Origin of the sequence: Bifidobacterium sp. M0353 (assembly GCF_016100645.1) — a bacterium.
Classification (GTDB): Bacteria; Actinomycetota; Actinomycetes; order Actinomycetales; family Bifidobacteriaceae; genus Bombiscardovia; species Bombiscardovia choladohabitans.
This window is the reverse complement of the sequence record NZ_JACFSB010000002.1, coordinates 644,604-667,288: the sequence shown is the minus strand read 5'-3', so window position 1 is coordinate 667,288 and position 22,685 is coordinate 644,604. Positions and strand designations below refer to the sequence as shown.

19 protein-coding genes, 1 pseudogene and 1 CRISPR repeat array are annotated in these 22,685 nt (G+C 60.6%); of the genes and pseudogenes, 5 read left to right on the top strand and 15 right to left on the bottom strand.

Translation table 11 applies throughout. From position 1 onward, the window contains the following. The 13 genes and pseudogenes from H3V04_RS08195 to rpsO all read right to left on the bottom strand — a co-directional run. Positions 1 to 485, bottom strand: a pseudogene (locus tag H3V04_RS08195) (3-deoxy-7-phosphoheptulonate synthase); the annotation flags it as partial. Continuing rightward, entirely contained in the window at positions 482 to 1,603 is a 1,122-nt protein-coding gene (locus H3V04_RS08190) for a 3-deoxy-7-phosphoheptulonate synthase (protein ID WP_373564717.1), read from the bottom strand. The gene H3V04_RS08190 and the pseudogene H3V04_RS08195, both read right to left, overlap by 4 nt. 157 nt (positions 1,604 to 1,760) lie before the next feature. Continuing rightward, positions 1,761 to 3,125, bottom strand: a complete 1,365-nt coding sequence (locus H3V04_RS08185; RefSeq protein ID WP_198180509.1) for a C1 family peptidase — start codon at positions 3,123 to 3,125, stop codon at positions 1,761 to 1,763. A gap of 117 nt (positions 3,126 to 3,242) precedes the next feature. Then, the gene (locus H3V04_RS08180; protein WP_198187982.1) at positions 3,243 to 4,259 is read right to left on the bottom strand and encodes a CPBP family intramembrane glutamic endopeptidase; all 1,017 of its coding nucleotides are present in this window, start codon (positions 4,257 to 4,259) and stop codon (positions 3,243 to 3,245) included. Between the two features lie 191 nt (positions 4,260 to 4,450). After that, complete coding sequence (locus H3V04_RS08175; RefSeq protein WP_198187981.1) at positions 4,451 to 6,154, bottom strand: cell division protein; 1,704 nt, start codon at positions 6,152 to 6,154, stop codon at positions 4,451 to 4,453. A gap of 144 nt (positions 6,155 to 6,298) precedes the next feature. Continuing rightward, on the bottom strand, positions 6,299 to 7,018 hold the full coding sequence (locus H3V04_RS08170) for a pyroglutamyl-peptidase I (RefSeq protein WP_198177284.1): 720 nt from the start codon (positions 7,016 to 7,018) through the stop codon (positions 6,299 to 6,301). A gap of 22 nt (positions 7,019 to 7,040) precedes the next feature. Then, positions 7,041 to 7,832 carry a 2-C-methyl-D-erythritol 4-phosphate cytidylyltransferase gene (locus H3V04_RS08165; RefSeq protein ID WP_198187980.1) on the bottom strand — a complete coding sequence of 264 codons (792 nt, stop codon included), beginning with the start codon at positions 7,830 to 7,832 and terminating at the stop codon, positions 7,041 to 7,043. Positions 7,833 to 7,951: 119 nt separating this feature from the next. Continuing rightward, complete coding sequence (locus H3V04_RS08160) at positions 7,952 to 8,932, bottom strand: polyphenol oxidase family protein (RefSeq protein WP_198187979.1); 981 nt, start codon at positions 8,930 to 8,932, stop codon at positions 7,952 to 7,954. After that, a complete protein-coding gene (locus tag H3V04_RS08155; RefSeq protein ID WP_198187978.1) occupies positions 8,929 to 9,810 on the bottom strand; it encodes an aldo/keto reductase in 882 nt (293 codons plus the stop codon). The genes H3V04_RS08160 and H3V04_RS08155 overlap by 4 nt, the downstream gene beginning before the upstream one ends. A gap of 78 nt (positions 9,811 to 9,888) precedes the next feature. Then, positions 9,889 to 12,141, bottom strand: a complete 2,253-nt coding sequence (locus H3V04_RS08150) for a DUF2207 domain-containing protein (RefSeq protein ID WP_198187977.1) — start codon at positions 12,139 to 12,141, stop codon at positions 9,889 to 9,891. After that, on the bottom strand, positions 12,138 to 12,722 hold the full coding sequence (locus H3V04_RS08145; protein ID WP_198177280.1) for a LemA family protein: 585 nt from the start codon (positions 12,720 to 12,722) through the stop codon (positions 12,138 to 12,140). The genes H3V04_RS08150 and H3V04_RS08145 overlap by 4 nt, the downstream gene beginning before the upstream one ends. Before the next feature lie 109 nt (positions 12,723 to 12,831). Continuing rightward, entirely contained in the window at positions 12,832 to 15,612 is a 2,781-nt protein-coding gene (locus H3V04_RS08140; protein ID WP_198187976.1) for a polyribonucleotide nucleotidyltransferase, read from the bottom strand. Between the two features lie 250 nt (positions 15,613 to 15,862). After that, positions 15,863 to 16,132, bottom strand: coding sequence for a 30S ribosomal protein S15 (gene rpsO, locus H3V04_RS08135; protein WP_024626835.1), 270 nt, complete (start codon positions 16,130 to 16,132; stop codon positions 15,863 to 15,865). Positions 16,133 to 16,452: 320 nt separating this feature from the next. Between rpsO and H3V04_RS08130 the strand changes: the two genes are divergently transcribed. The 4 genes from H3V04_RS08130 to H3V04_RS08115 all read left to right on the top strand — a co-directional run bounded on the left by H3V04_RS08130 (position 16,453) and on the right by H3V04_RS08115 (position 19,863). After that, positions 16,453 to 16,782, top strand: coding sequence for a DUF4176 domain-containing protein (locus H3V04_RS08130; RefSeq protein ID WP_198187974.1), 330 nt, complete (start codon positions 16,453 to 16,455; stop codon positions 16,780 to 16,782). A gap of 56 nt (positions 16,783 to 16,838) precedes the next feature. Continuing rightward, the gene (locus H3V04_RS08125) at positions 16,839 to 17,138 is read left to right on the top strand and encodes a hypothetical protein (protein WP_198187973.1); all 300 of its coding nucleotides are present in this window, start codon (positions 16,839 to 16,841) and stop codon (positions 17,136 to 17,138) included. A gap of 60 nt (positions 17,139 to 17,198) precedes the next feature. Further along, positions 17,199 to 18,461 carry a hypothetical protein gene (locus tag H3V04_RS08120; RefSeq protein WP_198187970.1) on the top strand — a complete coding sequence of 421 codons (1,263 nt, stop codon included), beginning with the start codon at positions 17,199 to 17,201 and terminating at the stop codon, positions 18,459 to 18,461. A gap of 76 nt (positions 18,462 to 18,537) precedes the next feature. Next, on the top strand, positions 18,538 to 19,863 hold the full coding sequence (locus tag H3V04_RS08115; RefSeq protein WP_198187969.1) for a hypothetical protein: 1,326 nt from the start codon (positions 18,538 to 18,540) through the stop codon (positions 19,861 to 19,863). Between the two features lie 160 nt (positions 19,864 to 20,023). On the opposite strand, the gene H3V04_RS08110 is transcribed toward H3V04_RS08115, so the two are convergent. Together H3V04_RS08110 and H3V04_RS08105 are read right to left on the bottom strand one after the other, a co-directional pair. Next, positions 20,024 to 20,740, bottom strand: coding sequence for a hypothetical protein (locus tag H3V04_RS08110; protein WP_198177276.1), 717 nt, complete (start codon positions 20,738 to 20,740; stop codon positions 20,024 to 20,026). 510 nt (positions 20,741 to 21,250) lie between these two features. Next, entirely contained in the window at positions 21,251 to 21,538 is a 288-nt protein-coding gene (locus H3V04_RS08105; RefSeq protein ID WP_232340473.1) for a hypothetical protein, read from the bottom strand. A 52-nt stretch (positions 21,539 to 21,590) separates the two neighbouring features. Then, positions 21,591 to 22,239: direct repeats of the CRISPR family, unit length 28 nt; unit sequence GGATCATCCCCGCGGATGCGGGGAGCAC. 6 nt (positions 22,240 to 22,245) lie between these two features. Between H3V04_RS08105 and H3V04_RS10560 the strand changes: the two genes are divergently transcribed. Continuing rightward, a complete protein-coding gene (locus tag H3V04_RS10560; RefSeq protein WP_198188041.1) occupies positions 22,246 to 22,635 on the top strand; it encodes a helix-turn-helix domain-containing protein in 390 nt (129 codons plus the stop codon). Positions 22,636 to 22,685 lie beyond the last annotated feature (50 nt).

The following is a 22,685-nucleotide window of genomic DNA, read 5'->3' as shown; positions in this document are numbered from 1 at the left end:
CCGTCCAGGTCGGGGTCGTTGATCAGGCCCTTCCAGCCGACCGTGGTCCGGGGCTTCTCGAAGTAGACCCGCATGACAATAAGGAGCCGATCCTTCAACCGCTCATTGACGGCCGACAGACGACGGGCGTAGTCCAGCGCGGCATCGGGGTCGTGGATGGAACAAGGGCCCACAATGACCAGCAACCGGTCGTCCCGCCCATGCAGACAGTCCACAATCTCCTGCCGGGAGCGGATGACCAGGTCCTTGGCCGGCCCATCCAAGGGGTATCGGGTCAGCATCTGCGCGGGCGAAGGCAGGCGGTCAAGCTCAAAGACCCGCCTGTTGACGATCCGGCCTATGCCTACCTCGTCCTCCCACCTGGGCACGTTCCCGGTCTGCAAGGGGTTGACACCGGCCGCCAGCGCCTTGTGCACCAGTTCAACCTCGTAGGCCTTGCTGGGTCGGGGCAGAGGCTCCTGTGGCTCATCCTTCATCCCACTCATGCCTTCATCCTTTCCCGACGGGCTTGCACGGCATCGGCCAGGATCTGCAGCAGTTCCTCGGTCCTATCCCAGGCAATGCAGGCATCGGTGACGGACCGGCCGAAGACCAGCTGATCCAGTGGAGCCGGTTTCTGGTGACCGCCCTCAAGAAAACTCTCCATCATGATGCCCGACAGGCCCTGCTCGCCCTTGGCGAGACGGTCTGCCAGCTCCTCGACCACCCCGGCCTCACGTACGGGATCCTTGCCGCAGTTGCCATGGGCTGCGTCCACAATCAGACCTTGGCAGGCACCAGGACCCAACGGCGCCTGATGCATGACCTCCAGGGCGGACCTGACGGATTCCGCATCGTAATTGGGGCCATGACTGGAACCACGCAGAATAATGTGGCAGTCGGGGTTGCCCCTGGTCTCGGCGGCGATGACATGGCCGTCCAGGTTGATGGACAGGAAGTGATGCTCGGATGCCGCAGCCAGACAGGAATCGACCGCAGCCTCTACACTGCCCTCGGTCGAGTTCTTGAAGCCCATGGGCATGGACATGCCGCTGGCCAGCTCCCTGTGGACCTGACTCTCCGTGTTCCGAGCGCCGATGGCCCCCCAGCTGACCGCGTCGGAAAGATACTGTGGGGTGATGGGATCCAGCCATTCCGTGGCAGCCGGAATCCCCTGGCCCAGGACCTGCCAGAGCACCTGGCGGGCCAGGCGGATCCCCTTGCGAATGTTGAATGTTCCGTCCAGGTCGGGGTCGTTGATCAGGCCCTTCCAGCCGACCGTGGTCCGGGGCTTCTCGAAGTAGACCCGCATGACAATAAGGAGCCGATCCTTCAACCGCTCATTGACGGCCGACAGACGACGGGCGTACTCCAGAGCAGCCTCCGGGTCGTGGATGGAGCAGGGGCCGGTGATGACCAGCAACCGGTCGTCCCGCCCATGCAGAACATCGCGAATGGCTTGGCGGGAGTCCCGGACCAGTTCCATACGCTTCGAATCCAGGGGCCGCGAGCGCAGAAAGACCCTGGGTGCCGGGATGGGATCCAGCTGACGAATATTGACATCCACTGTCTCGGGAAAGACGGCCGTATCGGCAAAATACTGCCGCTCCTCTTCCGGGATGATATCCGGTTCCTTGACGAATGCCACGGTCGCTCTCCTCTCTGTCGCGCTACGACGATCATGCCCGAATTACTTATGGCCGTCCACATCCGGGCCAATGTGGACGGTCCGTTCCCGCGACCCTTATAGGCCACGGGAGCGAACAGTTAGATAGGTAGGCTCAGGCCAAGGCACCCATGGGGTCCCAGGCGGGCAGCATGATGGCCTCCTGGTCGAAGGCCTGGCGATACTCCTCGGGCAGCATGGACTTGGGCACGGCCACCTCGTAGACATACTGGCTGAACCAGTCGTCGCTCATGGTGAAGTAGCCCTTGTTGGCGATATCCCCGCCCCAGGAGTTCTCCACCCGCCAGCGGTTGGTGGTCCGGCCGTCATCGGCCACATCCACGCCCACGAATGCCATGGCATGGTTCTGGGCCGAATCGCCGAAGCGCACCCGCTGCTCCTTGTCCATGTCGAAGTCCACACCGTAGACCCGGCCGTACTCGAACAGGTCGGTGGCCCACTGACCGGCCTTGCGGTCCATCATGGGATGGCAGTCGGCGCCGAACCAGACCGGCAGACCCTGCTCGCTCATCAGACGACGGGCGCAGTCCTTCATGACCTCCACCGGGACGTTCAGGTACTCGGTGGGATCGCCGCCAGCCACGTTGCCCAGGTGCTCGATGCCGATCTTGCGGCCCTTGGGATGCTCGGGGCGCGGATCGTCGACCAGGCAGACATAGTCCTCAAGCCCGGCATTCACGTAGCGCTTCCAGAACTCCTGCGGGGTGATCCGCCCATCACGGTGGAAGACGCCGTCCTTGTCGGTCCACTCCCAGTCGAAGCTGGTGGGCGGAGTGCCCAGGTGAATGGTCAGAATACGGTGACCGGCCTCCAGGGTCCGGTCGATGATCTCGTCGATGCCGTCCGGATTGGCCACCATGTGAGCCGTGGCCTGATGGAGCAGGCGACGCAGCTGATCGTTCATCTGGCTGGTGTTCTGGGAGGAAGCGGTCTCGGGATAGTACTGCTTGGGCACTGCGCCGTACTTCTTATAGATGTTCATGGCCATGATCCACTGGCCGCCATCGCCCATGACATCGCCCATCAGGAAGCGCATGAGCTGGGAGTCGACGGGCTCGCCGGCACGCACCAGAGCCGCAACGTCGCGCAGGAAGTAGTTGACGCGCTCAAGCTTGTCGTAGTACATGGCGTAGTTCTGGGACAGCTCGAAATCGCCCATCGGGTTGGCGGTGCTTTCGCCGTCAATGTTCAGAGCCTTGCGGGCCACGAATCGGGCTACATTCAGCGAGCTGAAGAGCCAGCAACGGCCGGAGTGCGCCTGCGAGGTGACCGTGCCATTGTCGATGCTGACCGAAAATCGGTGCTGGAGCAGGCGGGAGCGATTATAGTTGTGGGCCACTTCGTCAATGCCTACCTGAGTGACGGCGTTCATGGCGACGTGGTTGGCCTCGCGCTCGTCGAAGGCGGTGCGCAGGCCCTCCAAACGGGTCTGATCCAGTGGTGTCAGTGCTGATGTCATACGGTCTGTCCTTGTTTCCTTTCATGCGGATGTATCTGCATCCCTGCATCCAGCATAGCGGGAATCAGTCAGGAAAGGTTCGCTCGAAGGGAGATGTGGACAACTGTACCTGTCATCTCAAGCCAGGGAGAAGCGCTGGGCCGCATTGACCACTGCCAGGATCACCAGGACGGCCAACCCGAGGGAGATCCAGCCCTTATAGGTTCCGGGGCGTGAGCGATTGGCGCGCAGACGGTCTGCCAGCTGTCCCCGAATCAGCCAGAGGACGACCAGTCCCCCAACCAGGCCCACAAGGGTCATACCCTGGTTGATCACCATGCCGGTGCGGGCCGGCACCGTCTGGGTCAGCCACATCATGGCGTCAGCCAGGACCAGGTTGTTGAAGATATGCAGCGCCATGGACCAGATGATCGAGTATTCCATGGCGATGAAACCCAGGACCAGACCCAGCAGGAAGGTGAACAGGCTCTGGGTGATGTCTCCGTGCAGGCAGGCGAAGATAAAGGAGGAGGTGACGATGGCGAAGGTCCGACCGTAGGGTCTGAGCCTGCCCATGACCACGCCGCGCAGCAGGAACTCCTCGACGACGGGGACCAGGATGGCCGTGTCCAGGGGCGACAGGAACCCATGCTGGCCCGCCGCGATCTGGGAAGTTGTTGAATGGTAGACCAGCCCAAGGGCTTGGGACCCCTGGTTGACCACCCAGGTGAAGCCCGTCTCGATACTGCTGGCCAGCATGATCAGCAGGATGGCCCCGATCAGCACGGCCGGGCCGGGATTGGTCTGAGCCTTGTACCCTACAGGGTTGGAGCCACGGCCGAGCAGGTCCTGGCCACGGGTGCCGAAGAGGAAGACCAGCATGACCAGATCGCCCAGCAGATCGGCCAGCCCTGGCTGACGGGCAATTCCCAGGGCTGCGGCCACCGAGGGCAGATTCAGAACTCCCGCAATCAGGTTGGCCACCACCAGATACACCAGGGCATAGAGGGATTGCAGATCCACCCCACGACGAACCTGGGCGATCCATGAGCGTGCGGGTCCTGGAGATGCGCCCGATCCTCCCCGTCTTCCCGCATCCGCCTCGGTCGAATCCGTGACGGACGAATCTGATGATGACTGATTTGGCTGCTGCATGATGCTCTCCCAACCCCGTGACCCTTGCCTGCACCTCTTCACCATCGACTCTAGGCCAGAGCAAGGGTTGGAATCGAGATTGACGCCCGCGCCCGTTTCGACATGCGGCCAGGCAACTTCCAGGCAAAACAGAGGCCGGGTCGCAGACCATGCCTGCAACCCGGCCCTGTTGAATTACCGATGTTCCCTAATCAGTCCCGATCTGTTGGGTGCACGTCATCGTTGATGGGCGGAATGACCGTAGTCTCCTGGTCGGTGACCGCCTTTTCCGCCGGTCCATCCTTGGCCTGGCCGGATGCACCGGGCAGGACGCTCGGCGCCGGGGAGGGCAGAACCTGAGTGGGCATATTGGCCGAGGAACGGACAGTCACGGCCGCGTTGGCCTTATCCTCTGAATTGCTGGTGGAATCAGTTGCCGCGTCATCAGCTGTCAGGTCATCGGCCGGCTGGCCCACTGCGACCTGATCGATCGAAGTCCGAGTGGCTTCCTCCTGGGTGTCGGTGACGGGCTGGCCGACACCTTCATCCTCGCTTTCGGCATTTGGGGCTGGAGCCGGCAAAGGATCCGCGGCAGGTACAGCGTTGACCACGGGTACGCTGGGCGCCTGCCCCTCGTCCTGGTCACTGACCACAGCCTCATCGTGGAAGCCGTCGAAGTTGCCGAAGGACTTGGAGAAGATGTTCCGCAGCTCGTCGACCCGGGAGGTGATGGTGGCTTCACGGTGCTGCAGCTTGGTGATGTGGTCCTTGAGTCCGTCCAGCTCAGCCTGGGCGGCCTTGCGATGGGCCTCGACTTCATCCTGGGCGCGCTGCTTGGCCTCCTCCAGCAGCTGGCTGGCCTTGCGCTCGGACTCCTCACGCTTGAAGGAGGCGAACGAGTCGGCATCCTTGCGGGTGGCCTTGGCCTGTTCAATCAGCTCCTGGGACTCCTTCTCGGTCTTGACCCGCCGTTCCTCAAGGCTCTTGAGCAGCTCGCCCACCTTCTTGGTGGCATCCTCCTGCTGGGCGGCGATGTCGGAGCGGACCTGCTCGGCCTCGGCGTTGACCTTGGCCATGGTCTCGGCACTGGTGACCTTGGACTCGTCCACAATCTGCTGGGCCTCGGACTTGGCCTTGTCGGTGATCTCCGAAGCCTGCCTGCGGGCATCATTCAGGCTCTTGGAGACCTGCTCGCGCACGTCGGCCAGCTTCTTGTTGGCCTCGGCCAGGGCCTTCTGAATCTGATCGTTGGCATCCTTCTTGAGCTTGGCGATCTCCTCGTCGCTCTTGCGCCGCTTGTCGGCGATCTCCTTGGCGGCCTTGGCCTTCTGCTCGGACAGCTCCTTGTCCTGGGTGGCCTTGCTGGTGGCCAGTCGCTTCTCATGCTCCTCGCGGGAGTTCTGCAGCTCCAGATCCAGGGCCTGGCGACGTTCGGCCACGACCTTGTCGGCTGCTGACTTGCTCTGCTCGCTCTGCTGCTTGGCGGTGGTGGTGACGGTCCTGGCTTCGTCATTGGCGGCTTCGACGATAGATTTGGCCTTGGCATTGGCCTCGTCCACGATGTGCTTGGCTTCAAGCTGGGCCTCGTTGACCAGGGTCGTCGCCTTCTCCTGGGCGGAGGTCTTAGTGGATGCCGCATCCTGCTTGGCGCGGTTGAGCAGCTCGGTGCTGGTCTGCTCGGCCGAGGCCAGCAGCTGCTGGGCGTTGGCCCCAAGGGAGGCGAAGGAGTTGCGCGGCTGTTCGACCTTGCGTGACTTGGCCTCCTGAAGTTCCGCCTCCAGCTTCAGAATGCGATCATCGTCAGCCTTGATCTGCTGACGCAACCGGGCCAGATTGCTCCGCGAGGCCGCCAGGGTCTGGTCGACCCGCTCCTTGTCATAGCCTCGCAGGACAACGGGAAACTGATCTTCGGCCATGGAAACACTCCTCTTCGCCACCAGGACATGCCGGCCCGTGACAAGAATGTCTTCGGTCCGGTGGATTTACCTCGACTCTACCCCATGACAGGCCGGAATTCGCCGTCTGACCTGCCGCCGACACATTGGCCTTACATACGGGTCTCAGGCAATAAGAATAGGGCTGGAGGAGGGCCTGCGGTAGTAGCGAATGGTCTCATTGACCACCTCGCGCACAGCCTGTATCTGCTGATCCAGGGGCAGGCCGCACTCCTGACCGCCGTTTTCATTGACCAGGGGAAGGCTGACGAACCCGGCCAGGACATCCTTGTGTCCTGCAGCCCATGCCAGCAGATTGTAGAAGAGTGCGTTGCAGACGTAGGTGCCCGCGTCCGAGCTCAGCGTGGCAGGGATGCCGCAGGTGCCGAAGTCGTGCAGGATGGCCCTCAGCGGCAGTCGGGTCCAGTAGGCGGCCGGACCCTGGGGATCGATGGGCTGGCGGCTGGTCTGGCGGACGGTATCCTGAGGCTCCTGCTCCCCTAAGTTCTCACGGTCGTCAGCGTCGTCCTCCTTGAGGTTGACGGCGCAGCGCTCCATGGCGATGCCGCGAGCCCGACGCTTGAGCCCTGTGGCAATGATGATATCGGGATGCACCCGCTCTATGGCCTCATGCAGTATGGGCCAGGCCTTGGCGAAGCTGACAGGCATGGTGACGGAGGAAATAGCCAGGTCCACACCCTCCAAGGGGTCCTCCTCGGTGGGGCCGACAGGGCGCATGCCCTCCATGCCATGCTCGGCCAGAGCCTGTGAGACCTGGTAGGAGGGGTTGACGTCAACACCCTGGTAATGGTCGTATCCGGCGACGATGACCTTGATCTGCTCCATGTGCCCCATGGTACACAGGGCTTCACCCCGCCAGGGAGCGCGCTATCCATTCAGCCATGGGCACGTCCGAGGGCAGGGTGATCTTCATGTTGGTCACACTGCCGGTCACGATGGCCACCGGCTCCTCGGGCAGGTGGTCCACCACGACCCGGGTGTCATCGGTGGGGTGGAAGTCGGGATCCGCGGCGGCCAGGTCGTAGGCCTTGCGGAGGGTGCTGAAACGGAAGGCCTGTGGGGTCTGAGCCCTGAACATGTTGTCGCGGTCGGGCACCTGGCGCACCACCTTGCGTTCGCCCAGGTCGCCGGCCATCAGCATGGTGTCGGTCGAGGCCACGGCCACGGTTGCGGCGTTGAAGGTATCCAATGCATCGATGCAGCCATTGATGGACTCCTGGCTGACGAAGGGACGCACAGCATCGTGGATGAGCAGCTTGGCATCCCGGGGGATCTCCGCATCAGCCAGGGTCTGCAGGGCCGCCTCGGTGCTGTCCGTGCGCTCGATGCCGCCCTGGATGACCGTGCGGACCTTGTCATAGGCGTCATCTGCCACAATGGCCTCGACAGCCTCACGCACCCGATCGTTGACCACGACCAGGATGTCGGTGACCCGGTCATTGGACTGAAAGGCGTCAATTGACCAGGTAATGATGGGTTTGCCGCCCACCTGCACCAGCTGCTTGGGGTTGTTCTCGTCGAATCGAACGCCCAGCCCGGCCGCCAGAATCACCGCCACAACTGGCTGAATCTGCTCTTCCGACTCTGCGTCATCCTGACTGACCTCGGACCGGGCTGCCGATGCTCTGCTCTCACTCATAGCTTCAACGGTACTCATACGCAAACAGAGAAAGGTGCAGACCCGGCGCTATCTGCACCGAACATCTGCACCCGAGGCCTGTTCCGGCTGCTGGGAGCAGGATCAATCAATCTACAATGTCAGTCGTCTGCCAGGATAAGGGCCAGCATGCGGCCTTCCCCCGTCTTGCTGGCCAGCGCGGCCCGGCGGTGGGAGTACCAGAGCGGATTCTCCAGGGTGCACAAGGGCCGACGCAAATCCTCGAGACGCTTGGACAGGTCGGGACCCTCACCGTCCTGTCTGCACAGCTCTGCCAGGTCCGGGTCCTGACGCAGATAGCTGGTGGCGGCACCGACCCGGGGGGCGGAGTCTACAATCTTGGTCACTCCTGCCGCCTCCAGTTCCATCCTGGCTGCAGCGGCGATGTCAATGGCGATTCCGCCGAACCGGCATGGTCCGGATGCGCCGGGGAAGCGCTTCTCGAAGTCATCGGCCAGGTCCGGGCCCACTTGATAGCAATCCACGCAGATCCGGGGCCCCAGGGTTGCCACAATCCTGGACGGGTCAGCACCCTTGTCGGCCATGGCCTCGACTGTGGCCGGAATGACTCCGGCAACCAGACCACGACGACCGCAGTGGGCCGCCCCCATCACGCCAGCCTGGGGGTCGGCCAGCAGCACGGGAAGGCAGTCAGCGGCGAAGATGCCCAAGGCCAGGTCGCGACGGGTGGTCACCTGAGCATCAGCCTCGCAACGCCCCTGGGGCTGACCCTGGTCGGCATCCCAGACCTGGGCTGAGTGAACCTGGTCCACCAGGACCACAGGACGGTTCAGCTGGCGACCCAGAGCCTGACGGTTGGCAGCAACTGCCTGCGGGTCATCGCCTCCCTTGCCGCCCATATTCAGCTGGGCATAATCGCCTGAGGAGACCCCGCCCAGCCTGGTGGTGTAGACCACCTTGATCCCTGGCGCTAAGGCTATGGGAATGGTGACTGGGATCGGCCGGCCCTGATCGTCCAGTGACGGCAGGGAACTGCTGTCCAGTAAGGTCCGTTCCCGATCCCAGGCTTGGCCCTGAGCGCTCTGGGTGCCCTGCTCTCTTGGTTCAGGCTTGGGACTCATGCAGTCGCCGCCCGGTTCAGGCGGTCCATCTCGTCCTCGCTCAGTTCCATGTCGGCCGCCTGCAGGGAGTCCAGAATGGTGGCCGCCCTGTGAGCCCCGGGAACCACAAAGACGTTGCTGTTCTGGGACAGTTCCCAGGCCAGGACCACACGCTGGTGGGAGACGCCGCGCTCCTGGGCCACCTGCCGGAAGGCATCATAACGGGTTTCGTCCTTGGGTGCTCGGAAGCCTCCCAGGGGGCTCCAGCAGACGAAGGCCAGACCCAGTTCGGCCGCATGGTCCAGCTCCTGGCGGGAGCTGGTGAAGGTAGGCGAGAACTGGTTCTGCACGGCCACAAGGTCATCGCCCAGAATCTTGCGAGCCAGGTCCATCCGCTCAATATCTACGTTGGAGACACCCAGGGTCCGGGCCACGCCCTGCTTGGCCAGCTCGGCCATGGCCTCCAGGGACTCCTGGTAGGGCACCTGCGGGTCAGGCCGGTGCATGTAGAGCAGATCGATGGTGTCCACGCCCAGGGCCTGAGCGGACTCCTTGGCGTATGTGATCAGGCTCTCCGGTCGACCGTCCACAGCCCAGGTTGGCCGACCATCGGTGAAGTTGCGGTAGTGTCCCACCTTGGTGGCCACCAGCACATCCTGACGAGGTCCCTTCCAGGAGTCCAAAGCCTGGCGAACCAGTCGCTCGTTGGTCTGTTCGGGGCCGCCCGATTCGTAGTATGACCAGGCGGTATCCAGATGTCGGCAGCCAGCATCCAGGGCCTGGTGGATGACGTCGATGGCCGTTGTCTGGTCCGGTTTGCCCTCAATGGACAATCCCATGCAGCCCAGTCCGACCGCTGTCGTGGTAAAGGGCCCCAAGGCCCGCATCGCCGATGTCATGAATGCACTCCCGTCTTGTAGATTGATGCCAGCTTCAATGCCGCCGGCTTCCTATCGAGCTTAGCTTGTGGCCCAGTATCAACGACCGCCGAAGGAACCACCACCGGAGCCGCCACCGGAGCCGCCGAAGGAACCACCGCCGGAGCCAAACCCACCAATACCACTACCGGAACTGTTGCCGCTGGCCTGGCCGATCAGGCCGCCGATCTGTTCGAGTCCCTGGGTCAACTGAGTACCCAGATCAACCACCCCGCCTTGGCCAAGCATTGAATTTGCAGCCAATGTTTCAGGGCCACTCACGGAGGAAGCCACCGGAACATTCTGGCTGTAAGGCAGGAAGGTACAGTAGAGCAGGCTCCCGCGCGCATTATTATTCAGCCAGTCGAAGTCGGTCAGTTCAGGGCTGGCCTGTGCCAGCTGAGCGACAACCCGGTCACTTATACCGAAGGCCGCAGCGTAAACCAGGTAGCGGTCCCAGAGCACCAGATCCTCCACGCCCCGGTGGCTAAAATCGCTGAAGTCCAGCAGATAGCGCCGAAGCCCTGACACCTGACCAGCCATGAGCTGTCCATTCCTGCTGAGCACTTGCGAACTACCATAACGAATGGAGAATGCTGCAACAGCCACCAGAAGCACGGCCAAGGGCGCACGTACCAGCACGGTGCCCGGCAGGAATCCAGCCAGCAGGATGAAAGCGGCCAAGAGCACGGCCAGGAAGGGCAAGACCTCTATACCATGACGATAGGCACGTAGGTCAGCATTGTTGGTCTCATACTTGACGGCCTTGTCGAAAGCCTCCAGATAGACCTTGCCATGATTAGCTTCGGTGCTGGAGAAGAGAGCAATCATCTCGTACAGGTCGAAACGTTCATCCTTGGAACCCATCAGAGCGGAAGCACCTTCCAGCATGGTCAGGCAGGCTTCCTCGCTTAAGGACAGGGCCAGGGAGGCTCGATCCTGACTGCAGACCGGATTGATGACCACTTCCATGGACTGCAGTTTGCCTTTGTGGAACAGCGAGCGCATCACCTTGGTCACGGCACCTCCGCCTGAATTCGCCCGGTCCTCATACCTGACCGGAATCAGAGCGATGGCCCGCTTGTAGGCCAAGGAGAGAATGGTTGCTGACAATTGCCTGCCAATAGGGGATTCTCGGCTCAGCATCAAATCGTTGATAACGGCGGCCACGGCCGGTGACAGATCAGGAGGCTGACGGTAATAGATAATATCGCCTCGGTACTGGGAGTCCCCATAGGTGCGGAAAGCCTGCCAAAGCATGACCGCAATCAGCGCGATAGCAGCCAAGAGTGCCAAGATGCCCGTCAAGAGTCCAATCCGCGCCCGTCTGGTCTGCTCGGTATGCCAGCGCTCATACTGCTGGCGCTCCTGCTGGACGATACGGTCACGGGCCGGCTGAGAGTCGGTCCTGACCACCGAAGAAGTCCTCCCCGCATCGAAGAGCACCACCAAATCCAGATGCTGACCAGGCTCGATATGATCTGCGGAGAATTGGATACGGCTATCATCGCCCACCTGGTAGGAGCCTCTGCCAGCGAAGTGCAGCCAGGCCTTGGCATCCTTGTCCTTCTCTGTTCCTATTTGCTTGGGAAGCTTGACGTCGGCGCTCATATGCTCAATGGGAATCTGGTTGGTGTCGCCCACGGGCTCCCATTGGAATTCGGCCACATCGGGATGGGCAGTGGTGACCCCGTGGAAGGTCATGTCGATGCGGAAGCGCCGTCCTGAATCCTTGGCAGTCTGTGGAATGTTCCAGCCCAACTCCACCTGGCACTGGTTTCCTTGATTGCCACAGGCGGAACCCTGACCCGTATCGCCCGGATTGTAGGATTCCAGCCCCGAATCCGAGACCGTGCCCATATACCAGGTGCCAGCCATGGTCTTATCCCAGTCGGGAACCTGATCGAGGTTATCAGGATCCGTCGGCGGATCGGCTTGCCTATATGTAGAGCCATTGGTCAGGTCGCGCACGCTTATATCACTGATGCCCGTCAGCCGGTCAGGCTTGATCTGATAACGCTGGTAGAGCTCCCTCCAGGGACGTTTATCGCCGTTGTCGTCCTCACGGGAATTCATGGTTACGGTCAGGTTCTGACTGATGCGCAAATCGCCGTTATCCAGGACCTGGACATCATAATCCACTGAATCGTATACCAGGTCCGGCCAATTCTTGTTGAAGATAAGCAGAGCAGCGACTATGCACGTCACCAAGGCTGCCACCAAAGCCAGTGCCAAGGCTCGGAAGAAACGGGAGGTACTCCAAGAGGGATGGCCTGAGACTGGTTTCCCAGAGGAGGCCGCTGGGGCGTTCACTGTCCGAAGTCCACTACGGGCGCCTGGCGGCTACCCTCGTCAGCCTGGAAATACTGGGCCTGACGAAAGTGGAAAAGGGATGCGATGATGTTTGAGGGGACCGTCTCGATGCGGGTGTTGAACTTCTGAACCACATCATTGTAGAACTGCCTGGCGTAGGCGATCTTGTCCTCCAGGTCCTTGAGCTGACGCTGCAAGTCCAGGAAGTTCTGGTTGGCCTTGAGCTCAGGGTAGGCCTCCGCCCGAGCCATCAGAGTGACCAGGGATTGGCCCAGCCGCTGCTCGGCATCGGCACGGGCCTGCATCTGATCCCCGCCAGCCGCCTGGGCCTGAGCCACGTCGGCGCGGGCTTTGGTCACCTCTTCCAGGACGGTGGACTCGTGTGAGGCGTAGCCCTTGACCGTCTGAACCAGGTTGGGCACCAGGTCGGCACGCTGCTTGAGCTGGACATCAATCTGGGCCCAGCCATTGGCCACCCGGTTGCGCAGATTGACCAGACCGTTGTAGGCCCCGATGCCCCAGATGACCAGCAACACGACCAGCAGGACAATGACGATAAGCACGATCAGTGATACGGACATGTTCCCAATTCTCTCACGGAAGGGTCTGCAGACAAAACAGGACCCCGCCCATTGGAACGGGGTCCTGTCGGAAAACGCCGAATCAATCAACATCCGGCATCAGTGGGAATCAGTCCTCACTGTCGAAGGGATCGAAGTCCCTGCGCACGCGGCGACGGGGACGCTCGGAGCGCTCCTCCCGGTCTGCCCGGTACTCGTCATAGTGCTCGTCGGCGGCATAGCGCGGGTTCTCCCTGCGGCCACGATAGCCGCCACGTCCGGAAGACCGACGCTCGTGACGACCGCCACGATCACCGCGGTCATCACGCTCGGAACGGCTGCCACGGCCACGGCGCTCGCCACGGCCACGGCCGCCACGATCCTCGTCATCATCGCGGGAGACCCGACGACGATCGCGACGGGAGCCGCGGTCCTCGTCCTCAAACCAGTCACCGCCATCCTCAAAGTCGCGGTCGCGGCTCTGGCGACGGTGCCGGGGACGGTCCTCCTGGTCCTCGTCGTCGTAGTAGCGGTCATCACGCTCGGAACGGGAACGGCGCGGGGCCTCATACCGGTCCTCGCGTTCGGAGGAACGGCTGCGGCGATCACGACGGTCACGGTCACCACGACCGCTGCGCTCACGACGGTCGCCGCCACGGTCCCGACGGTCACCACGGCCTCCGCGATCGCGGCCGCCTGCGGACTCCTGGTCCTCGAAGCCGGGGATGGCCAGGGAGATCTTGCCGCGGTCGTCCACACCCTGCACGATGACCTCGACGGTGTCGCCCTCCTTGAGGACATCCTCCACGGAGTCGATACGTTCGCCGTTGGCCAGGTTGCGGATCTGCGAGATATGCAGAAGCCCGTCGGTGCCGGGGGTCAGGTTGACGAAGGCGCCGAAGCTGGTGATCTTGACCACCTTGCCGTTGAAGGTCTCCCCCGCCTCGGGCACGTGCGGGTTGGCGATCTGGTCGATGACCTCCTTGGCCTTGGCTGCTGCCTCGCCGCCCTCGGAAGCGATGTAGACCGTGCCGTCGTCCTCGATGGAGACATCGGCACCGGTGTCCTCCTGGATCTGGTTGATCATCTTGCCCTTGGGGCCGATGACCTCGCCGATCTTGTCGACAGGAACCTGGGTGGTGATGATGCGCGGCGCATAGGGGCTCATCTCGGCGGGCCCGTCGATGCACTCGTTGATGACGTCCAGGATGGTGGCCCGGGCTTCCTTGGCCTGCTGCAGGGCTGCGGCCAGGATGTCGGCGGGGATGCCGTCCAGCTTGGTGTCCAGCTGCAGGGAGGTGATGAACTCGGAGGTGCCGGCCACCTTGAAGTCCATGTCGCCGAAGGCATCCTCGGCGCCCAGAATGTCGGTCAGGGTCTTGTAGGTGGGCCGACCGTCGACCTCGCCTGTGACCAGTCCCATGGCGATGCCCGCCACGGGGGCCTTCAGAGGCACGCCGGCAGCCAGCAGGGACAGGGTGGAGGCGCAGACGGAGCCCATGGAGGTGGACCCGTTGGAGCCGATGGCCTCGGAGACCTGACGGATGGCGTAGGGGAACTCCTCACGGCTGGGCAGAACCGGGATCAGTGCGCGCTCAGCCAGGTTGCCATGGCCCACCTCGCGGCGCTTGGGCGAACCCACGCGGCCGGTCTCGCCGGTCGAATAGGGCGGCATCTCGTAGTTGTGCATGTAGCGCTTGGTGGTGGGGCCGGACAGGGCGTCGATGGTCTGCTCCATCTTCAACATGTTCAGGGTCGTTACACCCAGCACCTGGGTCTCACCGCGCTGGAAGAGGGCGGAGCCATGCACGCGGGGCACCACGTCCACCTCAGCGGACAGGGTGCGGATGTCGCGCAGGCCACGGCCGTCGATGCGGTAGTCCTGGGTCAGGATGCGGCGACGGACGATCTGGCGCTGGAGCTCCTTGAAGGCATTGCCCAGCTCCTTGTCCTTCTCGGCCTCGTCCATGTCGGTGAACTCGTCGGCCAGAGCCTCGCGGACCTTCTCCTTGATCTCGTGGATGCGCTCCTGACGGGGCAGCTTCTCCGCGATGGACAGGGCCTGGTCCAGGTCGGCATGAGCCACCTGGTCGATGCGAGCATAGAGCTCGTCGGTGTACTCGGGGAAGAGCTGGAAGTCCTTGGTGGGCTTGGCGGCCTTGGCCTTGAGCTCGCTCTGGGCCTCGCACAGAACCTTGATGAAGGGCTTGGCAGCCTCAAGACCCTGGGCGACCACCTCTTCGTCGGGCTTGATCTGGCCCTCGTCATAAATCAGGTTCCAGGCGTTCTTGCCGGCACCTGCCTCGATCATGGCGATGGCGACGTCCCCGCCCTCGACCACACGACCGGCCACGACCAGCTCGAAAACGGCGCGTTCGCGCTCACTCCAGCGGGGGAAAGCCACCCACTGGCCATCGATCAGGGCCAGACGCAGACCCGAGACCGGACCCTCGAAGGGCAGACCGGAGATCAGGGTGGAGGCAGAGGCCGCGTTCAGAGCCAGCACATCGTAGGCATCCTCGGGGTTGACGGCCAGGATGGTCTCCACGACCTGGACCTCGTTGCGCAGGGTGTGCGGGAAGAGGGGACGCAGGGGGCGGTCGATCAGCCGGCAGGCCAGGATGGCCTCGTTGGAGGGCCGACCCTCGCGACGGAAGAAGGAGCCGGGGATCTTGCCTGCGGCGTACATCTTCTCTTCCACATCGACGGTCAGCGGGAAGAAGTCGTAGTTCTCCTTGGGGCTGGATCCAGCGGTGGTGGTGGACAGCACCATGGAATCGTCATCAAGATAGGCGGCTACTGCCCCATCCGCCTGCTGGGCGAGACGACCCGTCTCGAAGCGCACCGTGCGCTTGCCATATGATCCGTTATCGATCGTGGCTTCTACAGCCGTGATTTCGGGACCCTCCATAGGGTTCCTCCTTTTGTTTACTGCTTGTTTACTACCTGACGTCAGGATGCTCGGCATCAATTGACTGCCGGAGATCCTTGTACTTCGGTCTGGTCCTGCCGAACCCCATGTCCGGCTATCTTCATGCCTTGCGGACCAGCCTTGCTTTTCAGTCCGGCACCATCTTCTGCAATCCCGTCCCGGGATCGACAGTGCCTGGTTCAGTCATGCAAAAGCGCCCGAGCGCTAGGCCCGGGCGAAAGCATGCATATCAGTGGCGCAGTCCAAGACGCTCCACCAGGGAACGATAGCGGTTGATGTCCACCTTCTTGAGGTAATCCAGCAACCGGCGACGATGGCCGACCATGAGCAGCAGGCCACGACGCGAATGGTGGTCGTGCTGGTGCTGCTTGAGGTGCTCGGTCAGGTCGGAGATGCGCTTGCTCAGCAGAGCCACCTGGACCTCGGGGGAACCGGTGTCGCCCTCGTGGGTCGCGTATTCCTTGACGATTGCCTGCTTCTGCTCACTCGTAAGAGCCACGGCTCCTCCTCTTGCATTCTTCCGTTACGCGGTGCACCAGCCCTATGCTGAAGCGCTCTCGATCCGCGGGCGAAACACGCCAAAAGTCCATTATACACATTTTGCGGACCAAACGAACAATGACGGAATCAACAAAATGAAGGAGAGCACAGCGGAAATTGGATTAACGCCAATGAGGAATGAGCCATTTCACTCCGATGTAGCGAAGATGTCGCACTTTGTTGCACGAACTGACCCTGATTTACCTTGTAGTACCATTAAAAGTGGTTAGAGAAGTTGAAGGAATGCAACTTCATTCATCCATCAAAGAGAGGCACCTAATGAAACAACCCGAGCAGAACTCCATCAAATCAGAAGATACCATTCTTCCCTTGGGATCCGTGGTGAAAACCGGAAGAGACCCGGGTACCCTGCTGGTCATCATCGCCCGCGCTCCGTTGACAGTCATGAATGGAACAACGGGTTACTTTGACTATGGTGCCGTACAATTCCCGTATGGCATGACCGATCCGGCCAAGACCATTTTCTTCAACCGTCCAGACGTCACGGAAATAGTGTTCATGGGATATATCAACGCCGAGGAACAATCCTATGAACGAACATTTGATGAAGTCACCAAATCAACCGACTACCCCCATCTTCATCTCTGATTCAGTTACCGGCCACATAGGACAAACTCGATAAAAGGAATAGACGGGAGAAGACCATGGTGGACTTTTCCGTGGATTACGGCCAGCTTGGCGACATGAGCAGAACCTTAAATCAGGCCGACGAAAACTGGGAGTCCGAAGTACACAAGATTGACGTCGATAGCGCTCAGGGTGAAAACGGATTAGGGGACGACTCAGTAGCCGACAGCACGAACCGGGTCAATGACAACCTAAAACAGCGTTTGTTGAACCTTCAGCAATCTGTTCACGTTCTTAATCAGTTCATTAAGTCGGTAACCATGCAGACAAGCAATGTCGATGACAAGCTAAGCATCGAAATCAAAAAACGCAAATAAAAAATCACAACTTTTAGTATTTGCATCGACGGGGATGACACTATTTAAGGATACGACATCATGCGCGCTTCAGATTTGGATTGGTCGGCTCTTGGCCTATCAAAGAACCCTGTACCAGGAGGGAAGAACACAATTGACAGACTGGCCTCACAGTTTGCCGAGAACGGTGACCGTTGCAAGGAAGTGAGTCACTCCATTACCAGCGCTTGCGGAAAGGCACCTGATTTCAAAGGCGATTCAGCGAAACAGCTCCAGCGGTCTCTTTCTCAGGTGGCACAGTTTGCCGGACGCCTTTCGGATGTCTGCGCGGACATCGATCAAGCATTAAGAAGCTGGGGGTCTGCAGTTGACGCGAGCCAAGATACCGCATACAAAGATTGCCAAAGGGCAATGAACCTTCGCGACTCAATCGCGCAGAATCAGAAGAAACTCGACCAAGCAAAACAGACGTTGCAAACGAACAGCGACAACCTGAAAAAGGTCAGGCAAACCAACGGGGATAGCATGTCGCGGGAGACCAATCGTCTGCTTGATGTCATTGATGCGACAAACGAGAGCATAACTCAATACCAAGGGCTCGTTGCTGACGACAAGGCCGAAATCAAGCGGTTGAAGGGTGAAGTCAACTGGGTCAGGGAACAATATAAGGACGCTGCCAAGAAAACCAAAAACGACCTTGATGGATGCATTGATGAAGCAACCGCCAAGGCTATGCAACTCAATACATTGAACCACTCTTTCACAGTCGGCGATTTTCTTTCTGGCGGTTTTGAATCATTGAGCGGCATCGCTGAACTCATGAAAGCCGATCCTGCCCTTATTGAGGGGTTGAAGACAGCAGGCCTCATTGGGGATGAGTTGGCGGGCGACTGGCTGGGACCGATAGTTGGCGGGCTTATTGAGGGGGGAAACCTGGTTGCACCGGCAACCAAAACCACGGGGAGTTTAGTTCACGCTGCCGGCAAGGCTGCCGGCACGGCTACAAAAGTTGGTGCCTTCGGCTCCATAGTCGGCGGCATTGCTGATTCCGTAGGCACATACTATGCACGCAAGGAAGCCTACGGAGAACAGGCAGCTACCCAAGATGCTGTAGCTCATGGCCTGATCACTGCCTCTGGTGGTTTTGCAGGTGCTGCAGCAGGAGCCGCCGCTGGAGCAATTGTAGGCTCAATCGCCCCTGGACTAGGTACGATTCTAGGAGCTGGAATTGGTTTAGTCGTAGGATATCTCGGTGCAGCAGCCGGCAACGCTGTTTACGACGATTCCGTCAATCGCGGGAACGGAGATGACCTGCAGGGCCACATTAAGGACAATCTATGGTAGCTTTCCTGCTGTCTCCTGCATTGCCATGTGCGCGGCTCGGACTGAAACCAGGAATGATATTAGGAGGTGCATACTGATGCTGTACCTATTGATGGATGTCCTATTAGGCGCTCCGGTGTTGCTGGTCTGGTTGCTTGCGGTGGTGTCGTTCAATGCGTGGAGGTCGAGGCGGCTGATGGACCGTGTCCTGGCACCCTACCTTCTGGCGCGGGGCCTGTGCCTGCAGACCTTCCAAGGGCATGTGTGGAGGCGGCGCGGCAGGATCGGCCGCCCCCGGCCCGGGCAGGTCCTGCCCCTGGGATCGCTGGTCGTCCTGGCCGACGGGCCCGCCACCGTATCCGGGGCCTACAGAGGCACCGGATGGTTTGACGGGCTGGGAAAGGATGGGCTGGTGGTTCGTCTGGTCGGCCAGTACGTGCAGCCACCCGAACAGGCCACCGAGTCATCCGGTCCATGGTATGCAGGCAGAATCTGCTCCGTGGGCGGCGTTGCCTGCGGACCCGGCGTGGTCCCCGGCGGCGACGCCCCCCTGCCCGAGGTCGGCGTCGGCCACACCCCCGACCCCGGCCTGGTCATCTTCACCCAGGACCAGGTCAGCCTCCTAGCCTGGAAGGGACCCGACAACCCCGTCACCAGGCTCCTGCGCGCCCGCCAGGTCCGCGCCCTCGCCCGCGACCATCGGCGGGAGGACCCGGTCCGCCACCGGACACGGCCGACGCTGCACTGGCGCGCCAGCCGCCCCGCATGGTGGCGCTACGAAGCCATCGGCTTCCTGCCCGACCGGTTCACCCGCGTCTACTGGGACCGCGTCCGCAACCAGCCCGTCAAGGCCCCCATGCTCTACCGGACCCCGGAAGCCAGGGAATACAACAGACGACACTACTCTGTCCCCATATACACCATCGTACTGATCGTCAGCATCCTCCTGGCCGCTTTCAACATAGCCCGCGCATGGCACCGCTCCAGACCGCACCGTCCCCTTCAGGGAGGCGATGTCCTCCTGGGCATGCCCCCACGGACCTCGGCGATCGTCAGCTGCGTCCTGGGGCTCGCCATCGGCATCGGCACATGGGTCTGGGCCACCCACCGGCAGTTCCCCCAACGCCATATGACCCCGGCCAGCAGCCGCGAACTCCAAACCGCCCTTGACAACTACTGGATCGGCATGCGATACATCACCGGAACCACTATCCCCTACACCATCCACGTCCTCGGCTACACCGCATTCGTTCTGCTGCCGCTCATGTTCATCATTGATTTCTTCACCCTTCCCGAATGGGTCCATACCTACCTGAGCTGGCCATTCTTAGCTCTGCTTATAACCTGCATGGACCTACCCCTCATAGATATCTTCTACGGTGGTTCGATAGCCAAGCGCCTGAATCGGGAATTAGCGGAGTAAAGCCTATATCCATCGGCCCCATCCCCACGGTCAATTGCGCTTTGGTCTTACGTTCGCACCTCTTGACAGTGTGCAGACAGGAATCAATCCAAAACCACAACTGGCCAGTTACTGAGACCCATCGCGCAGCATATTCTAGTAAATTCAGCAATCCTATGATTCAAACAGCGGTGATGAGGCCTCCGAAGAGGACGATGGCGATGGCCGCCAGCTCGATAATGAAGAATAAGGAGAGAGCCGACCAGCTGTGGGTCAGCGTGTTCCAGGGGGAATCCTTGCGTACGCAGACCAGGATGGCCACAAAAATAACGGCGAAGACCGCCACCCCCAGCCCGGCCGCGATGATGCCCAAGTTGGCCGCGTTGGCCAGGATGGCCTGATGCTGGTAGACGACGAACGTGCTGTACCAGAAGTTCATCTTGAGCAGGCAGAGGCCGGCAATCAGCTGTTCGGCGGCCAGGCCCAGCACGAAGACCACCCGCCAGAACCAGGAGGACGACTCGATGATGGACATGCCGATGCCCATAAAGGTCAGCACGGTCACAGTCCAGGCAATCAAGGCTATGCCTCGCGGGTCCAGAACCGAGGCATAGTGGAGCACGCCCTGGGTATGGTTGATGGCCAGCGAGCGCCCATATCCATAAGGAATGACGATGGCCAGGAGGACCGCCAGCGCGAAGACCACCCAGCGGACCGGGCGGGCACGGCGCTGCTCGATCTCAGCCAGCGAATATTCAGAGTCAGGAATGGTCGCCTCAGGATGGGCTGAAACCTTGTTCGCCGCAGTCGCTTCATCCGGGTGCGATGGTGCGACTGTGGAACCAGCTGAATCGCTTCTGCCGAATTCCGCGTCATCCGCATCGTCGAATTGTTCCATCGGCGACCACACCTCCAAGTCCGCTACTCGTGGACACATCGCCTACAAGCTTATACCGGGCGGCGCGCTCACGCTTAGGAGCGGAAAGTAAAATTCGCAAACACTCGGCATCCAGGCGATAGCGGATAAATGGATTCATTCTGCAAGCGATATAGTCCATCACAGCGGGTGCGGGGAAGACCTGAACTCTGCGACCGAAAATGCAGCAGACCCAGAGTCATCCACTACGTGTGCGAGGAGCACCCGGACCGTGTCTTCTGACCACCCGATCATGCGCATCTGAACACCATGACACTCCGTGTTCTAACACCCTGCTAGTCATCTGCAAAGCGGCAATCGATGCCTTGATGGGCAGACAAAACCTTCAATCAGGGCACACCAATGCGATTACTGGGACTTAAAGAGAATCAAACACTCATGTTCGAACTATGAAGCGGTCATGGATTCTTCCCGGCGCTCCTATAGTGATTCTTTTGATGATTGCAGCAACATGTGGAAGCCCGGGATGAATCAGTCGAACTGCCTGATGCCGAGCACATCGTAGAAACTCACCTTGCTATTGCCGCCGAAGCCAGCACCATAGTTTGTCCCATAGTATGTACGATCCGACTGAATCATTTTCCTGTCCTCGTCATCCAGCAAATCCCAGACCCGGCGTTCGGTTTCATCCATATCATCAGTGATGGGATAGCATGACGCGTGACTGTTGATCCGGTCATCAGGAATATGGTCATGAGTAGTGGTGCAGGCCTTATCCTTGGATGCCATTTTTCTCATGAAATCCTCATCCATAGTCATTCGTCTCCTCTCATATTTGTGAACCTGCAGGGCATCCATCCGATAGCCTGTGGAATCATCCTCGCGGATGCAGGGAACACCGATAGTATTTGTATACTCTTAAGAAGCCACGGTCCACTGCTTGGGATCATCCCCGCGGATGCGGGGAGCACATGGGATAGATAGGCAGCGACTCGTAAAACCAGGGATCATCCCCGCGGATGCGGGGAGCACATGTTGACGTGGAAGATCTTGCCCAGGATCCCGGGATCATCCCCGCGGATGCGGGGAGCACCAGAGATGAACAGAAAGCGAAGGCTTAAAAATGGGATCATCCCCGCGGATGCGGGGAGCACCGACCGAGCCACGCGCTGGCGACGTATCGGTGTGGATCATCCCCGCGGATGCGGGGAGCACGCAAAAGGCAAGGGCCATTCAACGCGTGGGAGGGGATCATCCCCGCGGATGCGGGGAGCACGGTGAAGTTGCTTTCATTGTCCCAGGCACCCAGGGATCATCCCCGCGGATGCGGGGAACACCCCCAGCAAAGGCAGGAATGCAAGTCCTACCCAGGATCATCCCCGCGGATGCGGGGAGCACCTGCTCCAGCGTGCTCACTCGCGCGTAGCCGACGGATCATCCCCGCGGATGCGGGGAGCACCTTCCGCGTACCTCTTGTAGGCACCCGAGTTGAGGATCATCCCCGCGGATGCGGGGAGCACGCGGCCATGGCTCAGTTCGAGAGAGACCTGATACGTGAACGGACAAATGCTGGTCTGAAGGCTGCCCGGTCGAGAGGTAGGGTTGGTGGCCGGCGCCACAAACTCAGCAAGAGCGATGAGGCCATGGTCCGACAGCTCTACGCGTCCAAAAGCGTCACTGTCAACGAGATCGCACAGCGGTTTAGGATATCCAGAGGAACTGTATATGGAGTGCTTTGGCCACGAATTAGAGCACATAAGGAAAAGCGAACAGGGCGAACTATAAAACATGTGGCAGTTCGCCCAACTCACACATTTCAGCATCTTCAAATGACGCTAGTCTTTATCGTGTTTCCCTCGGCGTTCTATTGCCATAAAGATAATCATCGCCACCCAAGCCACTGGATAAGTGCATAAAGCCCAGAACTGTGAATCAGTAACAAACGATATAATATGGGCAAGGACTA